The organism is Petropleomorpha daqingensis, from assembly GCF_013408985.1.
In the GTDB taxonomy this organism is placed as follows: Bacteria; Actinomycetota; Actinomycetes; order Mycobacteriales; family Geodermatophilaceae; genus Petropleomorpha; species Petropleomorpha daqingensis.
Genome location: NZ_JACBZT010000001.1, coordinates 3458034 through 3480233, shown reverse-complemented (window position 1 = coordinate 3480233; position 22200 = coordinate 3458034). Strand labels below are relative to the sequence as shown.

The window sequence follows — 22200 nt, the reverse complement described above, 5'->3', positions numbered from 1 at the left end:
GACCCGACCTTGCGGGCGCCGCGAGGGTGGTACCAAGACAGTGCTCATCCTGGTACCAGCAGCACCTGGCACCCGCCTCGGCGGAGGACCAGCATGGACGGCGTGACGACGACCGTCCCCGCCCGTCCCGCACCCCCGGTCCCGGACGAGCTGCGCCGGCGCGAGCTGGCGGACTTCCTGCGCAGCCGCCGCGAGCGGTTGGCACCCGCCGACGTCGGCCTGCCGGCGGGCGGCCGCCGGCGCACTCCCGGGCTGCGCCGCGAGGAGGTCGCGCTGCTCGCCGGCGTCGGGGTCACCTGGTACACGTGGCTGGAGCAGGGCCGGGACATCCACGTGTCCGAGCAGGTCCTCGAGGCGATCGCCCGGGAGCTGCGGCTGGACCCGCACGAGCGGCGGCACCTGTTCGTCCTCGCCGGCGCGGCCGTTCCGCCGTCCGAGGGCGACGCGCAGGTGGTCAGCCCGGAGGTGCGCGCCGTCCTGGACAAGCTGCACCCGTTCCCGGCGTTCGTCACCAACGGCCGCTACGACCTGCTGGCGACCAACCGCGCGTACCGCGTGCTCGTCGGCGACGTCGACGGGCTGCCGCTCGAGGAGCGCAACTCGCTCTGGCTGATCTTCGCCAAGGAGACGACGAGCAAGTGCTTCGTCGACCGGGACGAGGCGCGCGGGCGGATGGTGGCGCAGCTGCGCGCGTCCATTGCCGAACACGTTGCCGATCCCGCGTACAAGTGCCTGGTCAAGCGGCTGCACCAGGTGTCACCCGCGTTCGCGGCGCTGTGGGCCCGGCACGACGTCGCGCAGCCGGAGACCGCGCGCAAACGGGTGCTGCACCGCGACCTCGGCCTGCTGCAGTTCACCTTCACGCACGGCTGGCTCAGCCCCGGCACCGGGCTGCGGATGGTCACCTACGTACCGGCGGACGGGCCGACCGAGGACGCCGTGGAGCGCTTCGACGAGCTCACGCCGCGGCCCATCACCTGACGGCGCCGGCTCCGGCACCTGGGAGGATCCGGGGCGTGGCGGGACGGACGCGGCGCGGCGAGGAACCACTGGCGGTGCGCGCGGCGCGCGAGCGGGAGCGGCACCTGGCGGGGGTGGCGTCCTTCGGCTTCCTCTTCCCCCGTCGGCCGCGGCGCAGCGTCACGGTCACGCCGGCGCCGCTGCGGTACTGGCAGTTCGATGCCGCCCGCTGGGTCGTCGTCGTCCTGGTGCTGGTGGCGGCCGCGGTCTGGCTGGCCGTGATCGGGATCCGGGACGGCGCGTCCGCGGTGACCGACGAGCTGCCGCTGGTCGTCGTCCTGGCCGTGCTGGTGGTGCTGGGCTCGACCGGGCGGCTGACCGTGTCCGACACCGCGCTGTCCACCGACATCGCCGGGTTGCGGCGGGCGTCGTCGTTCGGTGTGGTCCCGCTGTCGCTGGTGCGCGAGGTCGTCGTCGGGGCGCCGCCGGCGGACTGGCCGCGGGCGCGCGGGCGCGGCGGGTGGTGGCCCGGGCGCACGCGGGTCGCCGTCCGGCACCTGGCGCCCGACACCGTGACCGACCGGGCGCTCACCGTCTGGGTGCGCGACCCGGAGGCGTTCGCCGACGCGCTGGACCGCCCGCTGTGACGGGCGGGCGCGCTTCCCGGTGCCGCGGTTCGTGGCCCCCGGCCGGCCTCCTCCAGGGCACCGCTCCGAGCGTGCGAGGAGTGGGGAGGAGGAGGTCCTTACCGCTGCACCAGCGCTACGAGGAGTGCCTGGACACCCTCTCGGCCGAGCGGATGGCGTTCGAGGCGACCTTCCGGCACACCGATGCCGACGGCACCGAGTGGCTCTACCACCTGCAGCTGTCCGGTGAGGACGGCGGCGGGCTCGACCTGGCCAACCCGGTGGACGCCGAGCACCAGGCCTACGCGATGCGCTGCAAGGAGCCGGGCTGGGAGGAGCTGCGGCCGGTGCTGCTGCTCGCGCCGCGGCCGATCCGGGCGGCCATGGAGACCTGGGCCCGCGACGGTGCGCTGTGAGCGTGGTCGACGACTACCTCGCCGGGCAGGAGGAGGCGGCGCACCCGATCGTGCGGGCGCTGGACGCGGCGATCCGGGGCGTCGAGCCGGGCTTCGACGTCGCCGTGAAGTACCGGATGGTCATGTACACGCTCGACGCGAAGTGGCGGAACTGGATCATCGCCGTCGGCACCAGCACCCGCGGCGTGCAGCTGCGGTTCCTGCAGGGGGTGCTGCTCGACGACCCGCTCGGGGTGCTCCGGGCCGGCAGCTCGCACCTGATGACGTGGGACTTCCCGTTCGGCGCCGAGATCGACCCCGGTGCCGTGGCCGGTTACGTCCGCGACGCCCTCGCCAAGCGGGACTTCAGCCCGAAAAAGTCCCCTTGAGGGTGCCAAAAGTCCCCTTGAGGGTGCCGTCGGGGGCGGCGAGGAGCACGGGGGCGGACGGCGTCAGGTCGCGGACGGCGGCCAGCCCGTCCTGCTCGACGGCCTCGGACTCGCTGACCACCGCGGCGGCCTCGAGCCCGGTCACCCCGCTGGACACGGCGGCGGCGACGGCGGCCTGCAGCGCGGACAGCCGCAGCGACGGCAGCGCGACGCCGGCCGCGAGGTAGGTGCGACCGTCGGTGTCGCGGACCGCGGCCCCCTCCGGTGCACCGGTGCGGCCGCGGGCCGAGCGGGCGAGCGTGACGAGCTTGGCGTCCTCGGGGTCGAGTTCTGACACGAGGCGTCAGCCTTCCACGGCGGCCGGTTCCTCCGCGCGGGCGGGTTCGGCCGCCTCGCCGTCCTCGGGCTCGGGCACCCGGCAGATGAGCAGCGTGTCGATCCGGTTGCGCCGGCCGCCGGTGCTCTCGGCGACCAGCCGCAGCCCGGCCACCTCGGCGGCGGACCCCTCGATCGGCACCCGCCCCAGCGCGCGGGCGAGCAGGCCGCCGACGGTCTCGACGTCGTCGTCCTCGGGCACCTCGACGCCGGGGAAGACCTCGGCGAGGTCCTGCACCGGCAGCAGCGCGGTGACCCGCACCGAGCCGTCGGGCAGCTCCTCGACCGGCGGCCGCTGGAAGCGGTCGTGCTCGTCGGCGATCTCGCCGACGATCTCCTCGAGGATGTCCTCGATGGTGACCAGCCCGGCGAAGCCGCCGTACTCGTCGACCACGATCGCGATGTGGATCCGCTGCGCCTGCATGTCGCGCAGCAGTTCGTCGACCGGCTTGGACTCCGGCACGAACGTCGGCGGGCGCATGAGCTCCTCGACCCGCGGCCCGCTGGTCTTGGTGCCGTTGCGGTCGGTGCTGTTCTGGGACCGCCGGACGAGGTCCTTGAGGTAGACCACCCCGACGACGTCGTCGACGTTCTCGCCGATGACCGGGATCCGGCTGAACCCGCTGCGCAGCGCGAGGGCGAGCGCCTGGCGGACCGTCTTGTGCCGCTCGATCCACACGACGTCGGTGCGCGGGACCATCACCTCGCGGGCGATGGTGTCGCCGAGCTCGAACACCGAGTGGATCATGTTGCGCTCGCCGGACTCCACGACGCCGCGCTCCTCGGCCATGTCGACCAGCTCGCGCAGCTCGACCTCGGAGGAGAACGGCCCGTCGCGGAAGCCGCGGCCGGGCGTGATCGCGTTGCCGATGAAGATCAGCAGCGTGGCGATCGGCCCCAGCACGCGGCCGAGCAGCTTCATCAGGCCCGCGGTGTGCAGGGCGACGCCGTAGGCGTGCTGCCGGCCGAGGGTCCGCGGGCCGACGCCGACCAGCACGTAGCTGACCACGGTCATGATCGCGACCGCGGCGATCACCGCCCGCCAGCCGCCGCCCCACAGGTCGAACAGGAGCAGCGTGACCAGCACCGTGGCGAGCGTCTCGCAGACGATCCGCAGCAGCAGGAGCAGGGAGACGTGCCGGGCACGGTCCTCGACGACCTGCTCCAGGGCCTTCGCGCGCTTGATCCCCTCGCGGCGCATCTCCTCGACGCGGGCCTTGGACACCCGCTGCAGGGCGGCGTCCATCGCGCCGAACAGCCCGGCCAGCGGGACCAGGCAGATGGCGATCACCAGCAGGGTGACCGCGCCGGGGCTCATCGGGGCCCCGTCTCCTTGGCCGTCGGCTCGCCGGTGACCGGCTCGCGCGGGGCGGAGCGCCAGCCGTCGATCAGCTTCTGCTGCAGGCCGAACATCTCCTTCTCCTCCTCGGGCTCCATGTGGTCGTAGCCCAGCAGGTGCAGCACGCCGTGGGTGGCCAGCAGGACGAGCTCGTCGTCCATCGAGTGGCCGGCGGCGCGCGCCTGGCGGACCGCCACCGAGGGGCACAGGACGACGTCCCCCAGCAGCGCCGGCCCCGGATCGGGGTCGTCGGGCCGGGCGGTGTCGAGCTCGTCCATGGGGAAGGCCAGCACGTCGGTGGGGCCCTTCTCCCCCATCCACCGCTCGTGCAGGGTGCTCATGTAGTCCGGGTCGACGCACAGCACCGACAGCTCGGCGAGCGGGTTCACCTCGAGCTGGGCCAGCACGTACCGGCAGATGCCGGCCAGCTCGGCCTCGTCGACGGCGATCTCGCTCTCGTTGGCGACCTCGACGGGCATGTCGCTCAGCTCCCCTGCCGGCGCGGGCGGTTGGCGCGCACGGGCGGCCCGGACGCGGGCCGGTTCTGCTGCTGCTTGGCGTTGTCCCAGCGCTCGTAGGCGTCGACGATGTCGCCGACCAGCCGGTGCCGGACGACGTCCGAACTGGTCAGGTTCGCGAAGTGCACGTCGTCGATCCCGTCGAGGATCTCTCGGACGATCTTCAGCCCGCTCTGCGCGCCGCCGGGGAGATCGACCTGCGTGACGTCTCCGGTGACCACGATCTTCGAACCGAATCCGAGCCGCGTCAGGAACATCTTCATCTGCTCGGCGGTCGTGTTCTGCGCCTCGTCGAGGATGACGAACGCGTCGTTCAGCGTGTTGTGCGTGACCAGGAAGTCGTCGGTCACGTAGAGCGAGTCCTGCGCGCCCACCTGGATGCACAGGGTGTCCATCTCGCCGATGGGCTCGATGCTGTCGATGAACCGCATCGGCCGCCCGCCGCCCGCCAGCTCGTAGGCCCTGCGCTTGCGCGTCAGACGGAACGGCTGGATGTCCGCCGGGAGGCGGATGTCGAGAATGTAGGCATCTTCGCGGTACTCGACCGGCCGGCCGTTCGCCCTGCCCGGTGGACGTCCCGCGGACTCACGCAAGCGGGTGTAGACGACACCGCCCAACGAGCGGACCAGGAACGTGACGTCGTCCTTGAGACCTGGGGATGTCGTCGTGTACTGGATCCGACACGTCCGGCCTGTCTGCGTCACCGGGCCGCCGTCCGAATCCAGCAGCCCTTGCAGGACGGCCGTCCGTACGGTCACCGAGTTTCGCAAGTAGTTCTCAGGGACGAACTTCGTGGCAGACGTCGTACCCGCGAGGTCCAACTGGCGCAGGACGACGGTCACCGGATTGGCGATCCGCAGGCCGCCGCGACCACCGTCGCGATGGCGAAGGACGTAGTCGTAGCCGCTCCTGCGCTCCACCGAGATGCCGTCAAGGGCATGCTCGAGCGCCACGGCCAGTTCAGGATCGGCAGTCGAGAAGGCAGGCGTCGTGGTCGTCGTGAGGCATCCGTCGCCCAAGAGGAGGCCCAGCGCGTAGGGGTCGAGGGGAACGTCCGTGGGCTCGAAGTGCACGGGCTGCACCAACGGCAGTTCGTAACGACGGATCGCTCCCCGCCGCAGCTTTCCGACCATTTCCTGCGTCTCGAGCGTGCGAGTCTTCCCACGCCGCTTGTCCTCTGGAGTGGCGACTGTCCAGAGGTGTTCGCCGCAGGCCAGGGTCCACGCGCCATCCTGCGTCGCGACCCGGTACACCTGCTTGACGCCCTGGGGGTAGACGCCGAGGACCGGCGTCGGAGTTCCGTCGGACCCGATGACGAGGTCGCCGACTCGCAGCGTGCCGATCGGAACGAAGCCTTCTGGAGTGAGGACCTCCGAGCGGTACGGCTGAGCTCGGCCACGCATGTACGCCAGCGGCGCGACCTCGATCGTGCCGGCCTGCATGAGCCGGGGGATCGACTCCGGGTCGACCATGTCGTGCAGCGCGTCGTACAGCGGCCGCAGGTACGGGTCGATCTTCTCCGACAGCGTGCCGGGCAGGTAGCCCAGCCGCTCGCCGGCCTCGACCGCGGGCCGGGTCAGGATGATCCGGTTGACCTGCTTGGTCTGCAGCGCCTGCACGGCCTTGGCCATGGCCAGGTAGGTCTTGCCGGTACCGGCCGGGCCGATGCCGAAGACGATCGTGTGCGCGTCGATCGCGTCGACGTAGCGCTTCTGGTTCAGCGTCTTGGGCCGGATGGTGCGGCCGCGCCGGCTGATGATGTCCAGCGACAGGACGTCGGCCGGGCGCTCGGAGCCGCCGCTGCGCAGCATGCCGATGACCCGGCGCACCGAGTCGGGGCGCAGCTGCTGGCCGGTGCCGAGCAGCGCGATCAGCTCGTCGAAGACGCGGACGGCGAAGGCGTTGTCGGCCGGCTGCCCGGTGACGGCGATCTCGTTGCCGCGCACGTGGACGTCGGCGTCGACCTCGGCCTCGACGAGGCGCAGCAGCTCGTCGCCGGAGCCCAGGAGGGCGACCATCGAGACGGACTGGGGAACGGTGATGGTGGTCCGGACGGCGGCCGGCTGCGTCGCGAGCGGGGCGTCGTCCGTGGCGGCGGCCCGCGCCGAGGCCTCACGGGACGTGGGGAGACCGGCGGCTGGGGCGCCTGGGGCGGTGTCGGGCAAGAACCCTCGACCCTGCCTTCCTGCTACGGGGCTACGGACCCTGTGAAGTCTACCCGCGGGCGGCGACGAGAACCTCCGCTTTGACCCGTCCGGGGGCAGGTCAGCGGCCCGTGTAGGTCGCCTTCCCCGGTCCGTCGGCGAGGAAGGACGCGACCGCGCCGCGCAGGTCCTCGGTGGCGAACAGCGCGCCCGACAGCGACGGGGTCAGCTCGTCGGCGGCGCGGACACCGTCCCGGACCGCCGCGGTGACCAGCCGCTTCGTCGCCGCGTGCGCCACGGTGGGCCCGGCCGCGACCCGGCGCGCGTAGTCGCGCGCGGCCTCGGCGAAGCCGTCGTCCGGGAGCACCCGGTTGACCACGTTCCACCCCGCGAGGACGGCGGCGGGATAGCGCTCGCCGGTGAAGATCAGCTCCTTGGCCCGGGCGGGTCCGGCGCGCTCGGCGAGCCGCTGCGGGCCGCCCATCGACGGCGTCAGCCCGACGACGATCTCCACCAGGCCGAACGCGGCGCGCTCGGCGGCCAGGAGGATGTCGCAGGCGAGCGAGATCTCGAACGCCGCGGTCAGGCACAGCCCGTGCGCGGCGAACACCGTGGGCACCGGGAGGTTCTCCAGCGTGTGGCTGATCGCCAGCAGTCGCCGCCAGAGCGCACTCCCCCGCGCGACGGCGTCCGGCGAGGAGGCGATCGCGTCGAACTCGTGCACGTCGACACCGGCGGAGACGACCTTGCCGCGGGCCTCGATCAGCACCGCCCGCGCCCGGTCGGGCCGCGCCGGATCGGTCAGGCCGACCAGCTCGCCGACCGCGCGCTCGAACCCGGCGAAGGTCGCCTCGTCGAACAGGTTCAGCGGCGGGTTGTCCAGGACGACGACGGCGACGTCGCCGTCCCGCTCGATGCGTACGGGCTCGGTCACGTCTCAGCCCTTCGGGAAGGGCGGCCAGCCCAGCGGCCGTCCCCCCACCAGGTGCAGGTGCACGTGGTCGACCGACTGCCCGGCGTCCGGACCGGTGTTGGTCACCACCCGGTAGCCGGGCTCGACGCCGCCGTCGCTGACCAGCCCCTCCTGGCGCGCCACCTCGCCGGCGGCGCGCGCCACCGCGGCGAGCAGCTCGGCGTCGGCCGCGGCGAGCGCGGCGAGGTTGCGGTGGTGCTCCTTCGGGATGACCAGGACGTGCGTCGGCGCCTGCGGGTTGATGTCCCGGAACGCCAGCACCCGGTCGGTCTCGTGGACGACGTCGGCCGGGATCTCCCCGGCGACCATGCGGCAGAACAGGCAGTCGCTCACGCCCCGACCTTATGGGGGGGCCGGGCGTTCAGACACCGGCAAGCAGGCGTCAAGCGGCCGCTCGCACCCTTCCGCCGTCCGCACCGACTGCGCGAAGGAGCCTCCCGTGACCGCCCTGACCCCCACCCTCGTCGACTGGCCCGGCGATCTCGCCGAGCTGGCCCGGCGCAGCCTCGTCGCCGAGTACGCCAGCCTCACCCGCGACGGCCGGCCGATCACCTGGCCGGTGACCCCCTACCGCGGCGAGGACACCGGCACCGTCGACGTCACCACCGGCCTGACCTACCCGGCCAAGGCCGAGCGCGCCCGCCGCGATCCCCGGGTGGCGGTCCTGTTCTCCGCCGGCAGCACGCCCGGTCCGGCCGACCCGCCGATGGTCCTCGTCCAGGGCCTGGCCACCGTGCGCGACGCCGACCTGCAGGCCAACCTCGACCGCTACGTGCACGACTCCCTGATCAAGCTGCCGGGTGCCTACCAGGGCTCCCCGCGATGGGCCCTGCGCCGCAGCGCCTGGTACTTCGCCCGTGTCTACGTGCAGCTGACGCCGCTGCGGATCACCAGCTGGCCGGGTGGCCGGCTCGACGAGCAGCCGGAGGTCTGGACGGCGCCCGAGGGGACGACGGCGCCGCCGTCCGACCCGGCCCCGACCGGGCCGGCGCTCGGCACCGCCTGGGCGAAGCCGGCCCGCGACTGGCGGCCGTTCGCCGAGCGGGCCGGACGGCTGGGCGCGCCGGTGCTCACGGTCGCCGGCGCCGACGGCTGGCCGCTGCCGGTGCGCTGCCAGGAGTCCGAGCGGACCGCCGACGGCTTCCTCGTCCGGCCGCCGGCCGGCATCGCGATCGGCAGCGGCCCGGCCTGCCTGACCGCGCACTCGCACGAGGAGTCCTTCACCGGGCAGGAGAACGTCGTGCTCGTCGGCACCGCGGAGCCCACCGACGACGGCCGGGTGCACGTGCGGATCGACCGGGCGCTCACCGACTGGAGCATCACCGGGTCGCGGCTGGCGAAGACGGCGGGCTTCCTGGCGAAGGGCCGTGACCTGCGCAAGCGGGTCGCCGCCGAGTCCGCCCGCCGCGGCCAGCCCGCCCCCCGCGTCCGGCTGTAGGTCGCTGGGAAGAACGGCCCCGTCGGCGGGCGTTATCCGCTGGTGTCCGCGTCGGACTTCCGGAATCGTCCTACCGCGCCGATAAGAAGGGGCGATCGGCGGCTCCGCCGCAGCGGGGCGCCAGGCCCGGGGAGGAGGCAGCGCGCGTGATCCTCCCGACCGTCGTGGGTCTGCTGGCCGCCTTCCTCTTCGCCGCGTCCGCGGTGCTGCAGCAGCGCGCCTCGCGGGGGGCGATCGCCGAGCGCCACGACCACGGCGGCCACTCGCAGCTGACCCGCTACCTGCCGGTGCTGCTGCTCGTCCGCCGCCTGCTGGGCCATCCGCTGTGGCTGATCGGCTGGCTGACCAACCTCTTCGGCTTCCTCGCCCAGGCCCTCGCCCTGCACTTCGGATCGGTGGCGCTGGTGCAGCCGCTGCTCACCACACAGCTGCTGTTCACGCTGGCCCTGGTGTCGCTCGGGAGCCGGCGCCGGCCGCTGACGCGTGACTGGCTCTCGGTCCTGTCGATGTGCGCCGGCGTGGCGATCTTCCTGTCCGTGCGGGGCGCCGCGCCGGTCGAGGGCGCTGCCCAGCGGTCCGAGGTGCTGCTGGCCCTGACAGCGTCGGCGGTCGTGGTGTTCGCGATCGTGGTCTTCGCCCAGGGTCGCGAGCCGACCGTGCACGCGGCGACGATCGGGGTCGCCGCCGGCATCTGCTTCGCCGTCAGCGCCGTCCTGATCAAGCTCACCACGACCGACCTGCTGGACCGCGGGGTGCTGGCGACGGCGCTCGACTGGCCGGGTTACGCCCTCGCCGTGTCGACGGCGATCGGCCTGCTGCTCGGTCAGCAGGCCTACGCCGCGGCCTCGCTGCCCGTCGCGGTGGCCGCGATGTCGGTCACGAACCCGCTGGTCAGCTACCTGATCGGCGTCCTGGCGTTCCACGTCCACCTGCCCACCGACCCGGGCACCCTGGTCGCCGTCGCAGTCTCCCTGCTCCTGCTGTTCCTCGGCGCGGTGGGCCTGGCCCACTCGCCCGCCATCCGCCAGGACGTCGCGCCCGAGGTGCTGGAGGTCAGCCGCCGCTAGCCGGTGCGAGACCGGTCGAGAACTGTTTGCGGCTCTCCCGGCGTGGGAAACCCACGTGTGCGCTGGATCACAGGAAATTCGTCGACATGTCGACATGGGTTGCCCGCGATGTCTGGTTCCATGAGTGAAACCGCTCTCCCCCCAGCCGGCCTCACCGACCGACCGTTAGAGGACTGCGTGCTCTCTTCCCCCCGTAGCACCGCCCCCACGCACAGCCCGGCGCCGACCAGCGCCCCGACGGAGGCAGGAACGGAGGCTCCCGGCGAGGACGACCTCGTCGTGGAGATCCACGGCGTGCGCCGCACCGTGCTGCACGCGCTGCGCCTGTTCGGCGAGACCGTGGTCGTGCCGTCGCTGCTCATCACGGTCCTGCTGCCGCTGACCAACCTGTTCGTCGCGCTCGGCGCGGCCCTGGGGTGGTGCTACCTGGCGGTCCTGGTCCGCTGGCTCCGCGGCCACAAGATGCCCGGCACGATGATGCTCTGCGTCAGCATGCTGTCGGGGAAGGCGGCCCTGGCGATGGCCACCGGCAGCGCCTTCGTCTATCTGCTGCAGCCGGCGCTCGGCTCGGGGGTCATGGCCCTGCTCTTCCTCGGCAGCGCCCTGCTCGGCCGGCCGGTGACGATGCGGCTGGCCCGCGACTTCGTGCACCTGCCGACCCACGTGCTCTCCCGGCGCCCGGTGCGGATGATGTTCATCCAGGTGGCGCTGCTGTGGGGGCTCGGCCGGCTGATCGACGCCGGCATGAGCATGGCCTTCCTGCACTGGAGCGTCGGCGCGGGGCTGCTCTCCCGCGGCGTGCTCAGCCCGGTGCTGACCGTGCTCACCGTGGCCGCCTGCGTCTTCTGGGGCTGGCGGGCCATGCGCCGTGCCGGCGTGCGGTTCCGCTTCTCCCCCACCGCGCCCGCCACCGCCTGACACAGTTGGCCCCGTGAGGCTCACGGGTGCGATCGTGCTGGTCACCGGCGCGTCCGGTGGCATCGGGCGGGCGACGGCGACCGCGCTCGCCCGCGCGGGGGCGCAGGTCGTGTGCGCCGGTCGGGACGCCGCGGCGACGCAGGAGGTCGCTGCGGCCGTCGGCGGTGCCGCGCTGACGGCGGACCTGCGGGAGGTCGACGCCCCGGCCGGGCTCGTCGAGCGGACCGTGGCCCAGCACGGTCGGCTGGACGCCGTCGTCGTCAACGCCGGCGTCGGCCACGCCGGGCCGGTCGCCGAGATGCCCGCGGAGCGGATCGCCGAGCTGGTCGACGTCAACGTCCGCGGCTCGTTCCTGCTGGCCCGCGCGGCCCCGGCGGCGATGACCGGGCCGGGCGCGATCGTGTTCGTCTCCTCGATCGCGGGGGCGGTCGGCGTCCCGGGCGAGAGCGTCTACAGCGCCACCAAGGCCGCGCTCGAGGCGTTCGCGCCGCTGCTCGGCGAGGAGCTGCGGCCGGCGCGGATCAGCGTGTCCACCGTGCTGCCCGGGGTGGTCGACACCGGGTTCTTCGGCCGCCGTGGCGCTGCCTACGACCGGCGCTTCCCCCGGCCGATCCCTCCCGAGCGGGTGGCCGAGGTCGTGGTGCGGACCCTGCGCGACGGTCGCCCCCGGCGCATCGAGCCGCGCTGGCTGGAGATCCCGGCCCGCCTGTCCGCCGCGGCGCCGCGCACCTACCGCGCCCTCGCCCGCCGCTTCGGCTGAGCGAGGATCGCGGTCGCGATGCCGGCGGCGTCGAGGCCGTGCTCGGCGAGCAGGGTCTCCCGCTCCCCCACCTGCACGTACTCCTGCCGCAGCCCGAGCGTGAGCAGATCGGCGTCCGAACCGGCCTCGCGCAGCGCGCGGCCGACGGCGTCGCCGAACCCACCGGCCAGCCCGTTGTCCTCGACGGTCACCACCAGCCGGTGCCCGGTCGTGGCCAGCGCCGGATCGACCGGCAGCACCCAGCGCGGATCGACCACGGTGACGCCGACGCCGGCCGCCCGCAGGTCGCAAGCCGCCGCCACCGCCGCTGCCGCGAGCGGGCCGACGGCCAGCACCAGCACGTCGGACCCGCCGTCCACCAGGACGTCGGCGCCGCCGAGCCGGCCGACCGCCGGCAGGTCGGCGCACGGGCTGCCCTTCGGGAAGCGCACCGCCGTGGGCCCGCGGTCGTCGTCGACGGCCTCGCCGAGCAGCTCCCGCAGCCGGGTCGCGTCCCGCGGCGCGGCCACCCGCATGCCCGGCACGATCCCCAGCACCGACAGGTCCCACATGCCGTTGTGGCTCGGGCCGTCGGCGCCGGTGATCCCCGCCCGGTCGAGCAGGAACGTGACCGGCAGCCGGTGCAGCCCGACGTCGAGCAGCACCTGGTCGAAGGCGCGGTTGAGGAACGTCGAGTAGACCGCGACGACGGGGTGCAGCCCGCCCAGCGCCAGACCGGCCGCCGAGGTCACCGCGTGCTGCTCGGCGATCCCGACGTCCACCACGCGGTCGGGGAACGCGGCGGCGAACGGGGCGAGCCCGGTCGGCTCGAGCATGGCCGCGGTCAGCGCGACGACGTCGGGCCGCCGCTCCCCGATCCGCACCAGCTCGTCCCCCGCCTGTGCCGTCCAGCCGGGCGCAGAAGGCCCGGTGCGCGGCGGCGGGACCGCGTGCAGCCGGTCGTGCGGATCGCTCTCGGCCGGGAAGTACCCGCGCCCCTTCGTCGTCCGCACGTGGACGACGACCGGCGACCGCAACGCGCGCGCCTTGCGCAGGGCCTCCTCGACCGCCTCGACGTCGTGCCCGTCGACCGGTCCCACGTAGGCCAGGCCGAGCAGCTCGAACAGCGACGGCCCGGCCGGTAGGTCGGCCAGGTGCGGCGGCAGGCCGCCGACGGTCGGCGCGTAGGACCGCCCGTTGTCGTTGAGGACGACGACCACCGCCCGCGGCGGCCCGGCGCCGAGGTTGTTCAACCCCTCCCAGCACATGCCGCCGGTCAGCGCGCCGTCCCCGACGACGGCGACCACGGTGGCCTCGCTCTCGCCGCGCAGCTGCAGGGCCCGGGCCAGCCCGTCGGCGTAGGCCAGCGCGGTCGAGGCGTGCGAGTTCTCCACCCAGTCGTGCGGGCTCTCGGCCCGGTTCGGGTAGCCGGACAGCCCACCGGCCTGCCGCAGCGTGCCGAACCCGTCCTGCCGGCCGGTGAGCAGCTTGTGCACGTAGGCCTGGTGCCCGGTGTCCCACACGATCGGATCGGCCGGGGAGTCGAACACCCGGTGCAGGGCGAGGGTGAGCTCGACGACGCCGAGGCTCGGGCCGAGGTGCCCACCCGTGCAGGTCACCGACGCCACGAGCGAACAGCGGATCTCCGCGGCCAGCGCGTCGAGCTCCGCCCGGCCGAGATCCCGCAGGTCGGCCGGGCTGCCGATCGCACCCAGCAGGTTCACAGCGACACCGCGGCGCGCAACGACTCCTTCAGCGACGCCGTCGTGGCGATCACCGCCGAGGGTTCGTAGCCGCAGTGGGCCATGCAGTTGGCGCAGCGGGCGTCCTTGCCGCGACCGTAGGCCTCCCAGTCGGTGGTCTCGATGAGCTCCCGGTAGGTGCCGACGTGCCCGTCGTCGAGCAGGTAGCACGGCTTCTGCCAGCCCAGCAGCGAGTACGACGGGATCGCCCACGCGGTGCAGTCGAAGTCGACCTTGCCCTCGAGGAAGTCGAGGAACAGCGGCGTGTGGTTCAGCCGCCACTTCCTGCGCCGGCCGTCGGCGAAGGCCTTCTTGAACAGCTCACGGGTCTGCTCGACGCCGAGGAAGTGCTCCTGGTCGGGTGCCTTCTCGTAGGCGTAACCGGGCGAGATCTGCATGTTGTCCACGCCGAGCTCGTCGTTCAGGTAGTCGAGGACGTCGATGACGTCCTGCGGGGTGTCGGTGTCGAAGAACGTCGTGTTCGTCATGACCCGGAAACCCGCGGCCTGCGCCTGCTTGATCGCGGCGACGGCCTGGTCGAAGACGCCGTCCTTGCACACCGAGGCGTCGTGCCGCTCGCGCAGCCCGTCGATGTGCACCATCCACGCGAAGTTCTTGTGCGGCCGGAACTTGTTCAGGTGCTTGGGCAGCAGGACGGCGTTGGTGCAGAGGAAGACGATCTTCTTGCGGTCCAGCAGCTGCCGGACGATCTCGTCGATCTGCGGGTGCATGAGCGGCTCGCCGCCGGCGATCGACACCATCGGGGCGCCGCTCTCCTCGATCGCGCCGACCGCCTGCTCCACCGGCATGCGCTGCTTGAGCAGGGTGTGCGGCTGCTGGATCTTGCCGCAGCCGGCGCACTTGAGGTTGCACGCGAACAGCGGCTCCAGCTCGACCAGCAGCGGGAACTTCTCCCGGCGCAGCACCTTCTGCTTCATCAGGTAGGTCCCCAGCCGGACGGACTGGCGCATCGGCATGGCCATGATCAGATCGACTCCTTCGGCAGGGCGAACCGGACGTACTCGGCCGCTCCGGCGGTGCTGCGCACCGTGAGCGGGCCCAGGCCGCCGAGGGCGGCCACGAGGTCGTCGACGAGGGACGGCGGGGCCGACGCCCCGGCGGTGATGCCAATTCGCGCGGCACCGGCCAGCCAGCGCAGGTCGACGGCGGCGGCGTCCTCGACCAGGTGCGCCGGCGTCCCCTCCCGCTCGGCGACCTCGACCAGCCGCACCGAGTTGGAGGAGTTGGCCGAGCCGACCACGAGGACCAGATCGGTGGCGTCGGCGAGCTCGCGGACGGCGCGCTGCCGGTTGGTCGTGGCGTAGCAGATGTCGTCGCTGCGGGGTGCGGTCAGCGCCGGGAAGCGACGGCGCAGGACCGCGGCCACCTGCTCGGCCTCGTCGACGGCGAGGGTGGTCTGCATGACGTAGGCGACGTGGTCGGGGTCGGCCGGCTGCACGCGCTCGGCCTGCTCGGCGTCCTCGACCACGACGACCCGGCCCGGCGCCTCCCCGCGCGTGCCGACGACCTCCTCGTGGTCGGCGTGCCCGATGAGGAAGACGGTGTCGCCGCGCCCGGCGTAGCGGCGCACCTCGGAGTGGACCTTGGCCACCAGGGGGCAGGTGGCGTCGACGACCGCCAGCCCCCGGCGGGCGGCGTCCGCGCGCAAGGACGGTGCGACGCCGTGCGCGGCCAGGACGACGGTCGCCCGCTCGGGCACCTCGTCGACCTCCTCGACGAAGACCGCGCCCCGCGCCTCGAGGTCGGCGACGACGTGCGCGTTGTGCACGATCTGCCGGCGCACGTAGACGGGACCGGTCTCGAGCGCGCGCTCCACCACGCCGATCGCGCGCTCGACGCCGGCGCAGAACGACCGCGGGCTGGCCAGCAGCACCTCGCGGGGGCCGGCGGCGGCCACCCACTCCTGCAGGGCGGGCGCCGCCCGCCGCAGCGCGGCCAGGGCGCGCACCCCGCGGACGGCGGTGCCCGGGCGCAGCAGCGGCTGCGACGGGGTGTCGACGATCGCGCGGACCGCCGCCGTCGGGGCCCCGGCCGCCGCTGCTACCGCGGCCGACTCCATGTCCACGGCCAGGGCGTTGCCGCCCGGCCCCCGGACCGACGAACGGGTCAGCAGCGGCCCGACGTGCACCGTCAGGCCGCCCCGGCGCAGCGCCGCGGCCAGCAGCGGCGCCGAGGGGCTGGGGATGCTCGCGCCGCCACCGCGCAACTCCGACGCCACGACGACGTCGCCCGGGCGCAGCCGCTCGTCGAGCGCGCCGGCCACCCCGGCGACCAGCACCGCATCAGCGCCCAACGCCCGGGTGCGCGCGGCGGACCGATCCGGCCCCATCCCGGTGCGCACGACCCGGGTGCCGGGCAGCCGCCCGGCGAGGGCGGCCCGCTCGGCCCGCAGCGGGACGGCGACGACGGCGCTCATGCCGCGCCCTCCTCGGCGCCGTCCCCGACGCCCTCCCGCACCAGCCGGCCGAGCGCGCTGATCGGCCAGACCAGCCGGTAGAGGTGGTAGTTGATGTAGAAGTCGCCGGGGAAGCCGGTGCCGGTGAACTGCGGCTCGTCCCACGTGCCGTCGGGCCGCTGGTGCTCGACCAGCCAGCGCACCCCGCGCTGCACGGCCGGCCCGCGCTCCCCCGCGGCGTGCAGCGCCAGCAGCGCCCACGCGGTCTGCGACGCGGTCGGCTCCCCGCGGCCGATCCAGGCGCGGTCGCGGTAGGAGCGCAGGTCCTCACCCCAGCCGCCGTCCTCCTGCTGCGTCCGCTCCAGCCAGGCCACCGCCCGCCGGATGACCGGGTCGGACGGCGGGAGACCTGCCGCGATCAGCGCGGGCACCGCCGCGCCGGTGCCGTAGACGTGGTTGGCGCCCCACCGGCCGAACCACGAGCCGTCGGCCTCCTGGTGCTCGAGCAGCCAAGCGACACCGCGGCGGCAGTCCTCGTCCGCGGCGAACCCTTCGGCGGCGAGCATCTCCACCACGTGCGCCGTCACGTCGGCCGACGGCGGGTCGGTGACCGCACCGAAGTCGCAGAACGGCAGCTTCAGCGGCATCGAGCCGGTGTTGTCGGCGTCGAAGGCGGCCCAGCCGCCGTCCCGGCACTGCATGCCGCGGGTCCAGGACACCCCGCGGTCGACCGCGCCGCGCAGCCGCGCGCAGTCGGGGTGCGCGACCCGCCGCAGGGCCAGCACGATCTCGGCGGTGTCGTCGGTGTCCGGGTAGCCGTCGTTGGCGAACTCGAAGGCCCAGCCCCCGGGGGCGAGGTCAGGACGGCGGACCGCCCAGTCGCCGCGGACCGTGATCTCCTCGCCCAGAAGCCAGTCGGTGGCCCGGACGACGCCGGCGTCGTCGATCGGCACGCCGGCGTCGAGCAGCGCGGTGAGCGCGAGGCCGGTGTCCCACACCGGCGACTGGCAGGCCTCCAGCCGGCGGACGACGCCGTCCGGTGTCTCCTCGCGGACGAGGAAGCCCTCCAGCCCGGCCAGCCCGGCCCTCATCACCGGGTGGTCGAGCGCGTAGCCCTCCAGGTGCAGCGCGATCAGCGAGTACACCCACGGCGGCTGGATGCCGCCCCAGCCGCCGTCGGCCTCCTGGCGGGTGACGATCCACTCGACGGCCTTCGCGATCGCCCTCCGCCGGACCCGGCGCAGCGGGTGCTTCGCGTAGCGGGCCAGCCCGCGGTCCAGCCGCTGGAAGAACCCGCTCCAGGTCCGCAGCGGCGCGCGCGGGACAGCGGCGGCGCCAGTGCGCAGCTCGTCGATGTCGAAGTCCACCGGCCGCACCGGCTGGTGGGTGCAGACGACGGTCAGCGGCACCACCGTCTGGCGGGCCCAGCAGCCCCAGTCGTAGATGTTCAGCGGCAGCCACGACGGCAGCAGCACCATCTCCGGTGGCATCACCGGCAGCTCCGACCACGACCACAGGCCGACGAGCGCCAGCCAGATCCGGGTGAACACCCGGCTGCGCTCCACCCCGCCGAGCTCCCGGACCACCGCCGCCGCCCGGGCCATGTGCGGTGCGGCCGGGTCGTCGCCGGCCAGCCGCAGCGCCACCCAGGCCTCGACCGTCGTCGACACGTCGGGCGGGCCGCCGCGGAAGGTGGCCCACGAGCCGTCGTCCCGCTGCTGCGAGCGGATCCAGCGGGCGGCCTCGGCCGCCTCGGCGCCGGTGAGGATGCCGAGGAAGTGCCGCAGCAGCAGGTCCTCGGCGTCCATGGTCACGTTGGTCTCGAGCTCGCCCTTCCACCAGCCGGCGTCGTCCTGCAGCGCGCGCAGGTGGTCGACCGCCCGGGCCAGGGCGGCCTCGGCGGTGTCCTGCGCCGCGGGGCGGGCGGGATCGCGGACCAGCGTCATCAGCTCTCCCGCTCGACGACGAACTCGGCCAGGGCAGCGAGCTCCGCGCGCGGCTCCTGTTCCAGCGCGACGGCGTCCAGGCCGCACTGCGCCTGCGCGACGTGCCGGCGGGCCTCGCCGAGCGTCCACTCCCGCGCCCCGCAGGCCTCGAGCAGCTCCGCGGCGCGGTGCAACCCTGCCTCCTCGGCCTCGTCGACGGTGATCGGCAGCGACCGGTCGGGCGCCGGGGTGGTCAGCCAGGCCGCCAGCTCCTCTGCGGCCGGGCCCCGCTGGGCGATCGCGTAGCAGACCGGCAGCGACTTCTTGCGCGAGCGCAGGTCCGACAGCACCGGCTTGCCGGTCTCCGCCGGTGACCCCCAGATCCCGAGCAGGTCGTCGACCAGCTGGAACGCCGTCCCCAGGTGCCGGCCGTAGGTGGTGAGCGCCTCGACCGCCGCCGGGGACGCGCCCGCCGAGAGCGCCCCGAGCGCGGCGCTGGCGGCCAGCAGCGCCCCGGTCTTGCCGGCCGCCATGTCGAAGCACTCGTCCAGCCCGACCAGCGGCCGGCTCTCGAACGCCAGGTCGTCGACCTGCCCGCGGATGAGCTCCGCGGTGGCGTCGAGCAGCACCCGCAGCTGGTCGGCCAGGTACGGCGAGCCGCTCTCGAGCACCACCTGCTGGGCCAGCGTCAGCAGCGCGTCGCCGGTGAGGATCGCGCTCGAGCTGCCCCAGACCGACCACACGGTGGCCCGGTGCCGGCGCTGCGTGTCGCCGTCCATGAGGTCGTCGTGCACCAGCGAGAAGTTGTGCACCAGCTCGACGGCCACCGCACCGGGGACGGCGTCGTCCTCGGGACCGCCGCAGGCGCGGGCGGCCAGCAGCACCAGCGCGGGCCGCAGGGCCTTGCCGCCGCCCGCCTCGCGCAGCGTGCCGTCGGCTTCGCACCACCCCAGGTGGTAGGAGGCGAGCGCCCGGGTCGTGGGGTCGAGGCGGTCGACCGCCGCCCGCAGCGACGGGGTCACGAGGTCCCGGCTCCGGTGCAGCGCGGGCACGAGCATCGTGGTCACGCGGCGGCCACTCCCTCTCGAACTGTCGGGCCGGTCAGCTCCGCTACGAGGGCGCGCGCGGCAGCCGCGCCGCTGCGGACCGCGCCCTCCATCGTCGCCGGCCAGCCGGTGTCGGTCCACGCGCCGGCGACCACCAGCCCCGGGGCACGGGTCCGGGGGCCCGGCCGGTCGGCGGCGGTGCCGGGCCGCGGCGCGAACGTGGCGGCCCGCTCGCGGGTCACGAAGGCGTCGCGGACCTCGGTGCCGGCCATGGCCGGCAGCAGCGCCCGCAGCGCCGGGAGGATCTCGCCGAGCACGTCGGCGGCGGGCCGGTCGATCCACGCCTGCGCCGCGGACAGCGAGACGGCCAGGTACTGCCCGGTGGTCAGGCCGGACTGGGCGGTGCGGTCGAACACCCACTGCACGGGGGTGCCGACGCCGGCGACGAACGGCTCGTGCAGGACCTGCCGGTCGAGCACGACGTGCACGTTGACGATCGGGGCGCTGCCCAGCCGCGCGGCCCAGCCGGGCGGCGACGCCAGGGCACCGGGAGGCAGCAGCTCCTCGGCGGCCGGCGCCGGCACGGCCAGCACCACGCCGTCCACGGTCAGGGGCGCCCCCTCCCGGACGTCGACCTCCCAGCCGGCGGGCGCCGGCCGCAGCGCCGTCACCCGCGCCGACGTCCGCACCTCTCCCCCGGCGTCGGCCAGCGCCCGGGCGCCCGCGGTGCCGTGCAGTTCGCCGAGCGGGACCAGCGACCAGCCGATGTCGGCGGCCGGGGCGTCGGTGAGCAGCCCCTCCTGGAACACGGTCGCGGCCAGCGCCAGGGAGGCGTCGGCGGCGGCCGAGTTGAGCGCCGCGACGCCGACCAGGTCCCACAGCGCGGCGACCGTGCGCGCGTTCTGCCCGTGCCGGGCCAGCCAGTCGCCGAAGCTCTGCGCGTCGGTGGCCGGGGCGCGCGGGTCGACCCGCCGCAGGGCCAGCGCCCCGCGCACGGCGCGCAGCCGGTCCGCGGGGGGCAGGACGGCGTAGCGGGCGAGCGCCGCGCCGAGGTGCAGCGGGGCGGGCGCGCCGCTGCGGCGCAGCCGGACCGGGCGGGCACGGCCGGGGGTCAGCACGGGGATGTCCAGCCGCGGCTGGAGGTGCACCCGGTCCCGGACGCCGAGCCGGTCGACCAGCCCGAGGTAGCTCGTGCAGCAGCGCAGGAAGACGTGCTGGCCGGTGTCGACGTCGAGCCCGCCGCGGCGGAACGAGGCGGTCAGGCCGCCCAGCCGCGGCCGGCTCTCCAGCAGGACGACGTCGGCGCCGGCGTCGGCGCAGGCCAGGGCGGCGGTGAGTCCCGCGAGCCCCCCGCCGACGACCGCCACCCGGCTCATCCCCGACCCGCCAGGGCCCGGACGGCGACGAGGGCCTTCTGCCGGCCCGACAGCGACAGCCGGCGGTCGTAGACGAGGGCGGGGTCGGCGCCGATCCGCTCGGAGAGCTCGCGGTAGATGCCCGACATCGCCGTGGTGCAGGCGGCGCTGCGCCGGTCGAGCAGCGGGACCAGCCGCTCGCCGTCGGCGTACCAGCCGCGGGCGCGCGCCACCCCGGCCCGGATCAGCTCGGCCAGCCCGCCGTCCGGGTCGTCGAGCGCACCCCGCTCGTCGAGGCGCAGCTCGACGCCGTGCGCGTCGAGGTCCTCCTGCGGCAGGTAGACCCGGCCGTTGACCAGGTCCTCGCGGATGTCGCGCAGGATGTTGGTCTGCTGCAGCGCGATGCCCAGGGCGTCGGCCAGGGCGGGGGCGCGGTCGCCGTCCCGGCTGCCGAAGACGCCGAGGCAGAGCCGGCCCACCGAGCCCGCGACGCAGCGGCAGTACCCGACCAGCTCCTCGAAGGTCGCGTAGCGGCGACCGGTCACGTCCATCTCGGCGCCGTCGACGATCTCCTCGAAGGCGTCCAGCGGGACCGGGTGCCGGCGGGCGGCGTCCCCGACCGCGGCCAGCACGGGGTCGCCGCCGTCGTCCCCCGCCGCCAGTGCCTGGACCGAGGCCCGCACCCCGGCCAGCCCCTGCACCTTCTCCTCGACCGGCAGGTCGCCGTCGCCGATGTCGTCGATCCGGCGGGCCAGCGCGTACACGGCGCACAACGCCGCCCGCTTGCCCGCCGGCAGCAGCCGGATGCCGTAGTAGAAGTTCCCGGCCTCGCGCCGGGTGATGTGCTCGCAGGTGGCGTAGGCCTCCGCCACCGTCGCGGTCACCGCCGCCCCCGCGGGAGGCTCAGCGCGGCGGCGTGGCGCAGCAGGTCCCGGCGCCGCGGTCGTGGGGTGGCCGCCAGCACGTCGCCTCCCGACCGGCGGAGGGCGTCGACCGACGCGCGCCCTCCGGCCACGTAACCGGTCACCGCGCAGCGCGCCCACCCGTGCAGGCCGCGGACGAGTCCGGACCCGGCGGCCAGCAGCTCGGCGGCGGCAGCGGTCTCGGCCAGGACGAGCTCCCGCAGCGCGGGGCCCGCGGTCGGCGCGTCGAGATCGGCCTCGACGACGCCGGCCGCGGCCATGGCGTCCTGCGGCAGGTAGACGCGCCCGCGGCGGCGGTCCTCGGCGACGTCCTGCCAGTGCTCGACCAGCTGCAGCCCGGCGCAGACCCGGTCCGACGCGGCCAGCAGCGCCTCGTCGGCCGGGACGGCGAACACCGCGAGCACCAGCCGGCCGATCGGCGCGGCCGACAGCGCGCAGTACGCCAGCAGCTCGTCGTGGTCGGCGTACCGGACGACCCGCTGGTCCTGCAGGTTCGCCGCGACCAGCCGCTGGAACGGCTCCTCGGGCAGCCGGCGGGCGCGGACGGTCGGGCGCAGCCGCACCAGCGCCGCGGTGTGCACCGGCCGGTCCTGCCAGAGGTCGCCCAGCTCCGCCGACAGCGCCTCCAGCTGCGCGGTGCGATCTCCCACGGCCTCGTCGCCGGCGTCGTCGATGAGCCGGACGACGTCGTAGACCGCCCGCAGGTCGACCCGGACGACCCGCGGCAGCACCCGCAGCGCGACCGGGAAGTTCTCGGCCCGCTCCATCTCGACGGCCCGGCGCTCGCGCCGGTCCGTACCCTCGGTTCCCGCCAGCTGGTCGGCGGAGGTCGGCGAGCCATCGCGCACGGCCGAAGCATCGCCCCGGACCCGCTCGATCTGCGTTTCCCGATGCAGATTGTTGCCACAACGC

General features: G+C 74.6%; 22 protein-coding genes. 8 read left to right on the top strand and 14 right to left on the bottom strand.

What is annotated here, in order from left to right; translation table 11 throughout:
* Positions 1–102 precede the first annotated feature (102 nt).
* The 4 genes from GGQ55_RS17280 (at position 103) to GGQ55_RS17265 (ending at position 2370) form a co-directional block, all read left to right on the top strand.
* Complete coding sequence (locus tag GGQ55_RS17280; protein ID WP_218859318.1) at positions 103–981, top strand: helix-turn-helix transcriptional regulator; 879 nt, start codon at positions 103–105, stop codon at positions 979–981.
* A gap of 35 nt (positions 982–1016) precedes the next feature.
* Complete coding sequence (locus tag GGQ55_RS28520; RefSeq protein WP_179718794.1) at positions 1017–1607, top strand: hypothetical protein; 591 nt, start codon at positions 1017–1019, stop codon at positions 1605–1607.
* Between the two features lie 80 nt (positions 1608–1687).
* Positions 1688–2002 (top strand): DUF6176 family protein, encoded by a 315-nt coding sequence (locus tag GGQ55_RS28515; RefSeq protein WP_179718792.1) that lies wholly within the window; start codon positions 1688–1690, stop codon positions 2000–2002.
* The gene (locus GGQ55_RS17265; RefSeq protein WP_179718790.1) at positions 1999–2370 is read left to right on the top strand and encodes a DUF1801 domain-containing protein; all 372 of its coding nucleotides are present in this window, start codon (positions 1999–2001) and stop codon (positions 2368–2370) included. Before GGQ55_RS28515 ends, GGQ55_RS17265 begins: the two co-directional genes overlap by 4 nt.
* On the opposite strand, the gene GGQ55_RS17260 is transcribed toward GGQ55_RS17265, so the two are convergent.
* From GGQ55_RS17260 to GGQ55_RS17235, 6 genes are all read right to left on the bottom strand, one after another.
* Positions 2348–2707, bottom strand: coding sequence for a cytidine deaminase-like protein (locus GGQ55_RS17260; protein ID WP_179718788.1), 360 nt, complete (start codon positions 2705–2707; stop codon positions 2348–2350). The genes GGQ55_RS17265 and GGQ55_RS17260 overlap by 23 nt on opposite strands.
* Positions 2708–2713: 6 nt before the next feature.
* Positions 2714–4063 (bottom strand): hemolysin family protein, encoded by a 1350-nt coding sequence (locus tag GGQ55_RS17255; protein WP_179718786.1) that lies wholly within the window; start codon positions 4061–4063, stop codon positions 2714–2716.
* Complete coding sequence (gene ybeY / locus GGQ55_RS17250) at positions 4060–4563, bottom strand: rRNA maturation RNase YbeY (protein WP_179718784.1); 504 nt, start codon at positions 4561–4563, stop codon at positions 4060–4062. Before ybeY ends, GGQ55_RS17255 begins: the two co-directional genes overlap by 4 nt.
* A 5-nt stretch (positions 4564–4568) precedes the next feature.
* Positions 4569–6620 (bottom strand): PhoH family protein, encoded by a 2052-nt coding sequence (locus GGQ55_RS28730; protein ID WP_246323831.1) that lies wholly within the window; start codon positions 6618–6620, stop codon positions 4569–4571.
* 247 nt (positions 6621–6867) lie between these two features.
* Positions 6868–7680, bottom strand: coding sequence for an enoyl-CoA hydratase/isomerase family protein (locus GGQ55_RS17240; RefSeq protein ID WP_179718782.1), 813 nt, complete (start codon positions 7678–7680; stop codon positions 6868–6870).
* Between the two features lie 3 nt (positions 7681–7683).
* Positions 7684–8052 carry a histidine triad nucleotide-binding protein gene (locus GGQ55_RS17235; RefSeq protein WP_366489566.1) on the bottom strand — a complete coding sequence of 123 codons (369 nt, stop codon included), beginning with the start codon at positions 8050–8052 and terminating at the stop codon, positions 7684–7686.
* A 106-nt stretch (positions 8053–8158) separates the two neighbouring features.
* Between GGQ55_RS17235 and GGQ55_RS17230 the strand changes: the two genes are divergently transcribed.
* The 4 genes from GGQ55_RS17230 to GGQ55_RS17215 all read left to right on the top strand — a co-directional run bounded on the left by GGQ55_RS17230 (position 8159) and on the right by GGQ55_RS17215 (position 11902).
* Positions 8159–9157: a pyridoxamine 5'-phosphate oxidase family protein gene (locus GGQ55_RS17230; RefSeq protein WP_179718780.1), complete on the top strand. Its 999-nt coding sequence runs from the start codon at positions 8159–8161 to the stop codon at positions 9155–9157.
* A gap of 146 nt (positions 9158–9303) precedes the next feature.
* Positions 9304–10224, top strand: coding sequence for a DMT family transporter (locus GGQ55_RS17225; protein ID WP_179718778.1), 921 nt, complete (start codon positions 9304–9306; stop codon positions 10222–10224).
* Positions 10225–10503: 279 nt separating this feature from the next.
* The gene (locus GGQ55_RS17220; RefSeq protein WP_179718777.1) at positions 10504–11142 is read left to right on the top strand and encodes a VC0807 family protein; all 639 of its coding nucleotides are present in this window, start codon (positions 10504–10506) and stop codon (positions 11140–11142) included.
* A 13-nt stretch (positions 11143–11155) separates the two neighbouring features.
* Positions 11156–11902 (top strand): SDR family NAD(P)-dependent oxidoreductase, encoded by a 747-nt coding sequence (locus GGQ55_RS17215; RefSeq protein WP_179718775.1) that lies wholly within the window; start codon positions 11156–11158, stop codon positions 11900–11902.
* Here GGQ55_RS17215 and GGQ55_RS17210 read toward each other — a convergent pair.
* From GGQ55_RS17210 to hpnC, 8 genes are read right to left on the bottom strand one after another with little or no spacing between them, the layout of a single operon-like run.
* On the bottom strand, positions 11872–13605 hold the full coding sequence (locus tag GGQ55_RS17210) for a 1-deoxy-D-xylulose-5-phosphate synthase (protein ID WP_179718773.1): 1734 nt from the start codon (positions 13603–13605) through the stop codon (positions 11872–11874). The two genes, GGQ55_RS17215 and GGQ55_RS17210, sit on opposite strands and share 31 nt — an antisense overlap.
* Positions 13602–14606, bottom strand: a complete 1005-nt coding sequence (hpnH, locus tag GGQ55_RS17205) for an adenosyl-hopene transferase HpnH (protein ID WP_179718770.1) — start codon at positions 14604–14606, stop codon at positions 13602–13604. Before hpnH ends, GGQ55_RS17210 begins: the two co-directional genes overlap by 4 nt.
* A gap of 2 nt (positions 14607–14608) precedes the next feature.
* Positions 14609–16060 carry a 4-hydroxy-3-methylbut-2-enyl diphosphate reductase gene (gene ispH, locus GGQ55_RS17200; protein ID WP_179718769.1) on the bottom strand — a complete coding sequence of 484 codons (1452 nt, stop codon included), beginning with the start codon at positions 16058–16060 and terminating at the stop codon, positions 14609–14611.
* Positions 16057–17985, bottom strand: coding sequence for a squalene--hopene cyclase (shc, locus tag GGQ55_RS17195; protein ID WP_179718767.1), 1929 nt, complete (start codon positions 17983–17985; stop codon positions 16057–16059). Before shc ends, ispH begins: the two co-directional genes overlap by 4 nt.
* Positions 17985–19022, bottom strand: a complete 1038-nt coding sequence (locus GGQ55_RS17190) for a polyprenyl synthetase family protein (protein WP_179722849.1) — start codon at positions 19020–19022, stop codon at positions 17985–17987. The genes shc and GGQ55_RS17190 overlap by 1 nt, the downstream gene beginning before the upstream one ends.
* A gap of 5 nt (positions 19023–19027) precedes the next feature.
* The gene (gene hpnE, locus GGQ55_RS17185) at positions 19028–20386 is read right to left on the bottom strand and encodes a hydroxysqualene dehydroxylase HpnE (RefSeq protein WP_179718765.1); all 1359 of its coding nucleotides are present in this window, start codon (positions 20384–20386) and stop codon (positions 19028–19030) included.
* Positions 20383–21249: a presqualene diphosphate synthase HpnD gene (gene hpnD / locus GGQ55_RS17180; protein ID WP_179718763.1), complete on the bottom strand. Its 867-nt coding sequence runs from the start codon at positions 21247–21249 to the stop codon at positions 20383–20385. The genes hpnE and hpnD overlap by 4 nt, the downstream gene beginning before the upstream one ends.
* Complete coding sequence (gene hpnC, locus GGQ55_RS27145; RefSeq protein ID WP_366489562.1) at positions 21246–22136, bottom strand: squalene synthase HpnC; 891 nt, start codon at positions 22134–22136, stop codon at positions 21246–21248. The genes hpnD and hpnC overlap by 4 nt, the downstream gene beginning before the upstream one ends.
* Positions 22137–22200: the final 64 nt, after the last annotated feature.

Coding starts and splice junctions, on each gene's coding strand:
- GGQ55_RS17255 (WP_179718786.1), bottom strand. CDS start 4,063: ATGAGCCCCGGCGCGGTCACCCTGCTGGTGATCGCCATCTGCCTGGTC.
- hpnH (WP_179718770.1), bottom strand. CDS start 14,606: ATGGCCATGCCGATGCGCCAGTCCGTCCGGCTGGGGACCTACCTGATG.
- hpnE (WP_179718765.1), bottom strand. CDS start 20,386: ATGAGCCGGGTGGCGGTCGTCGGCGGGGGGCTCGCGGGACTCACCGCC.
- ybeY (WP_179718784.1), bottom strand. CDS start 4,563: ATGCCCGTCGAGGTCGCCAACGAGAGCGAGATCGCCGTCGACGAGGCC.
- GGQ55_RS17190 (WP_179722849.1), bottom strand. CDS start 19,022: ATGCTCGTGCCCGCGCTGCACCGGAGCCGGGACCTCGTGACCCCGTCG.
- GGQ55_RS28730 (WP_246323831.1), bottom strand. CDS start 6,620: ATGGTCGCCCTCCTGGGCTCCGGCGACGAGCTGCTGCGCCTCGTCGAG.
- shc (WP_179718767.1), bottom strand. CDS start 17,985: ATGACGCTGGTCCGCGATCCCGCCCGCCCCGCGGCGCAGGACACCGCC.
- ispH (WP_179718769.1), bottom strand. CDS start 16,060: ATGAGCGCCGTCGTCGCCGTCCCGCTGCGGGCCGAGCGGGCCGCCCTC.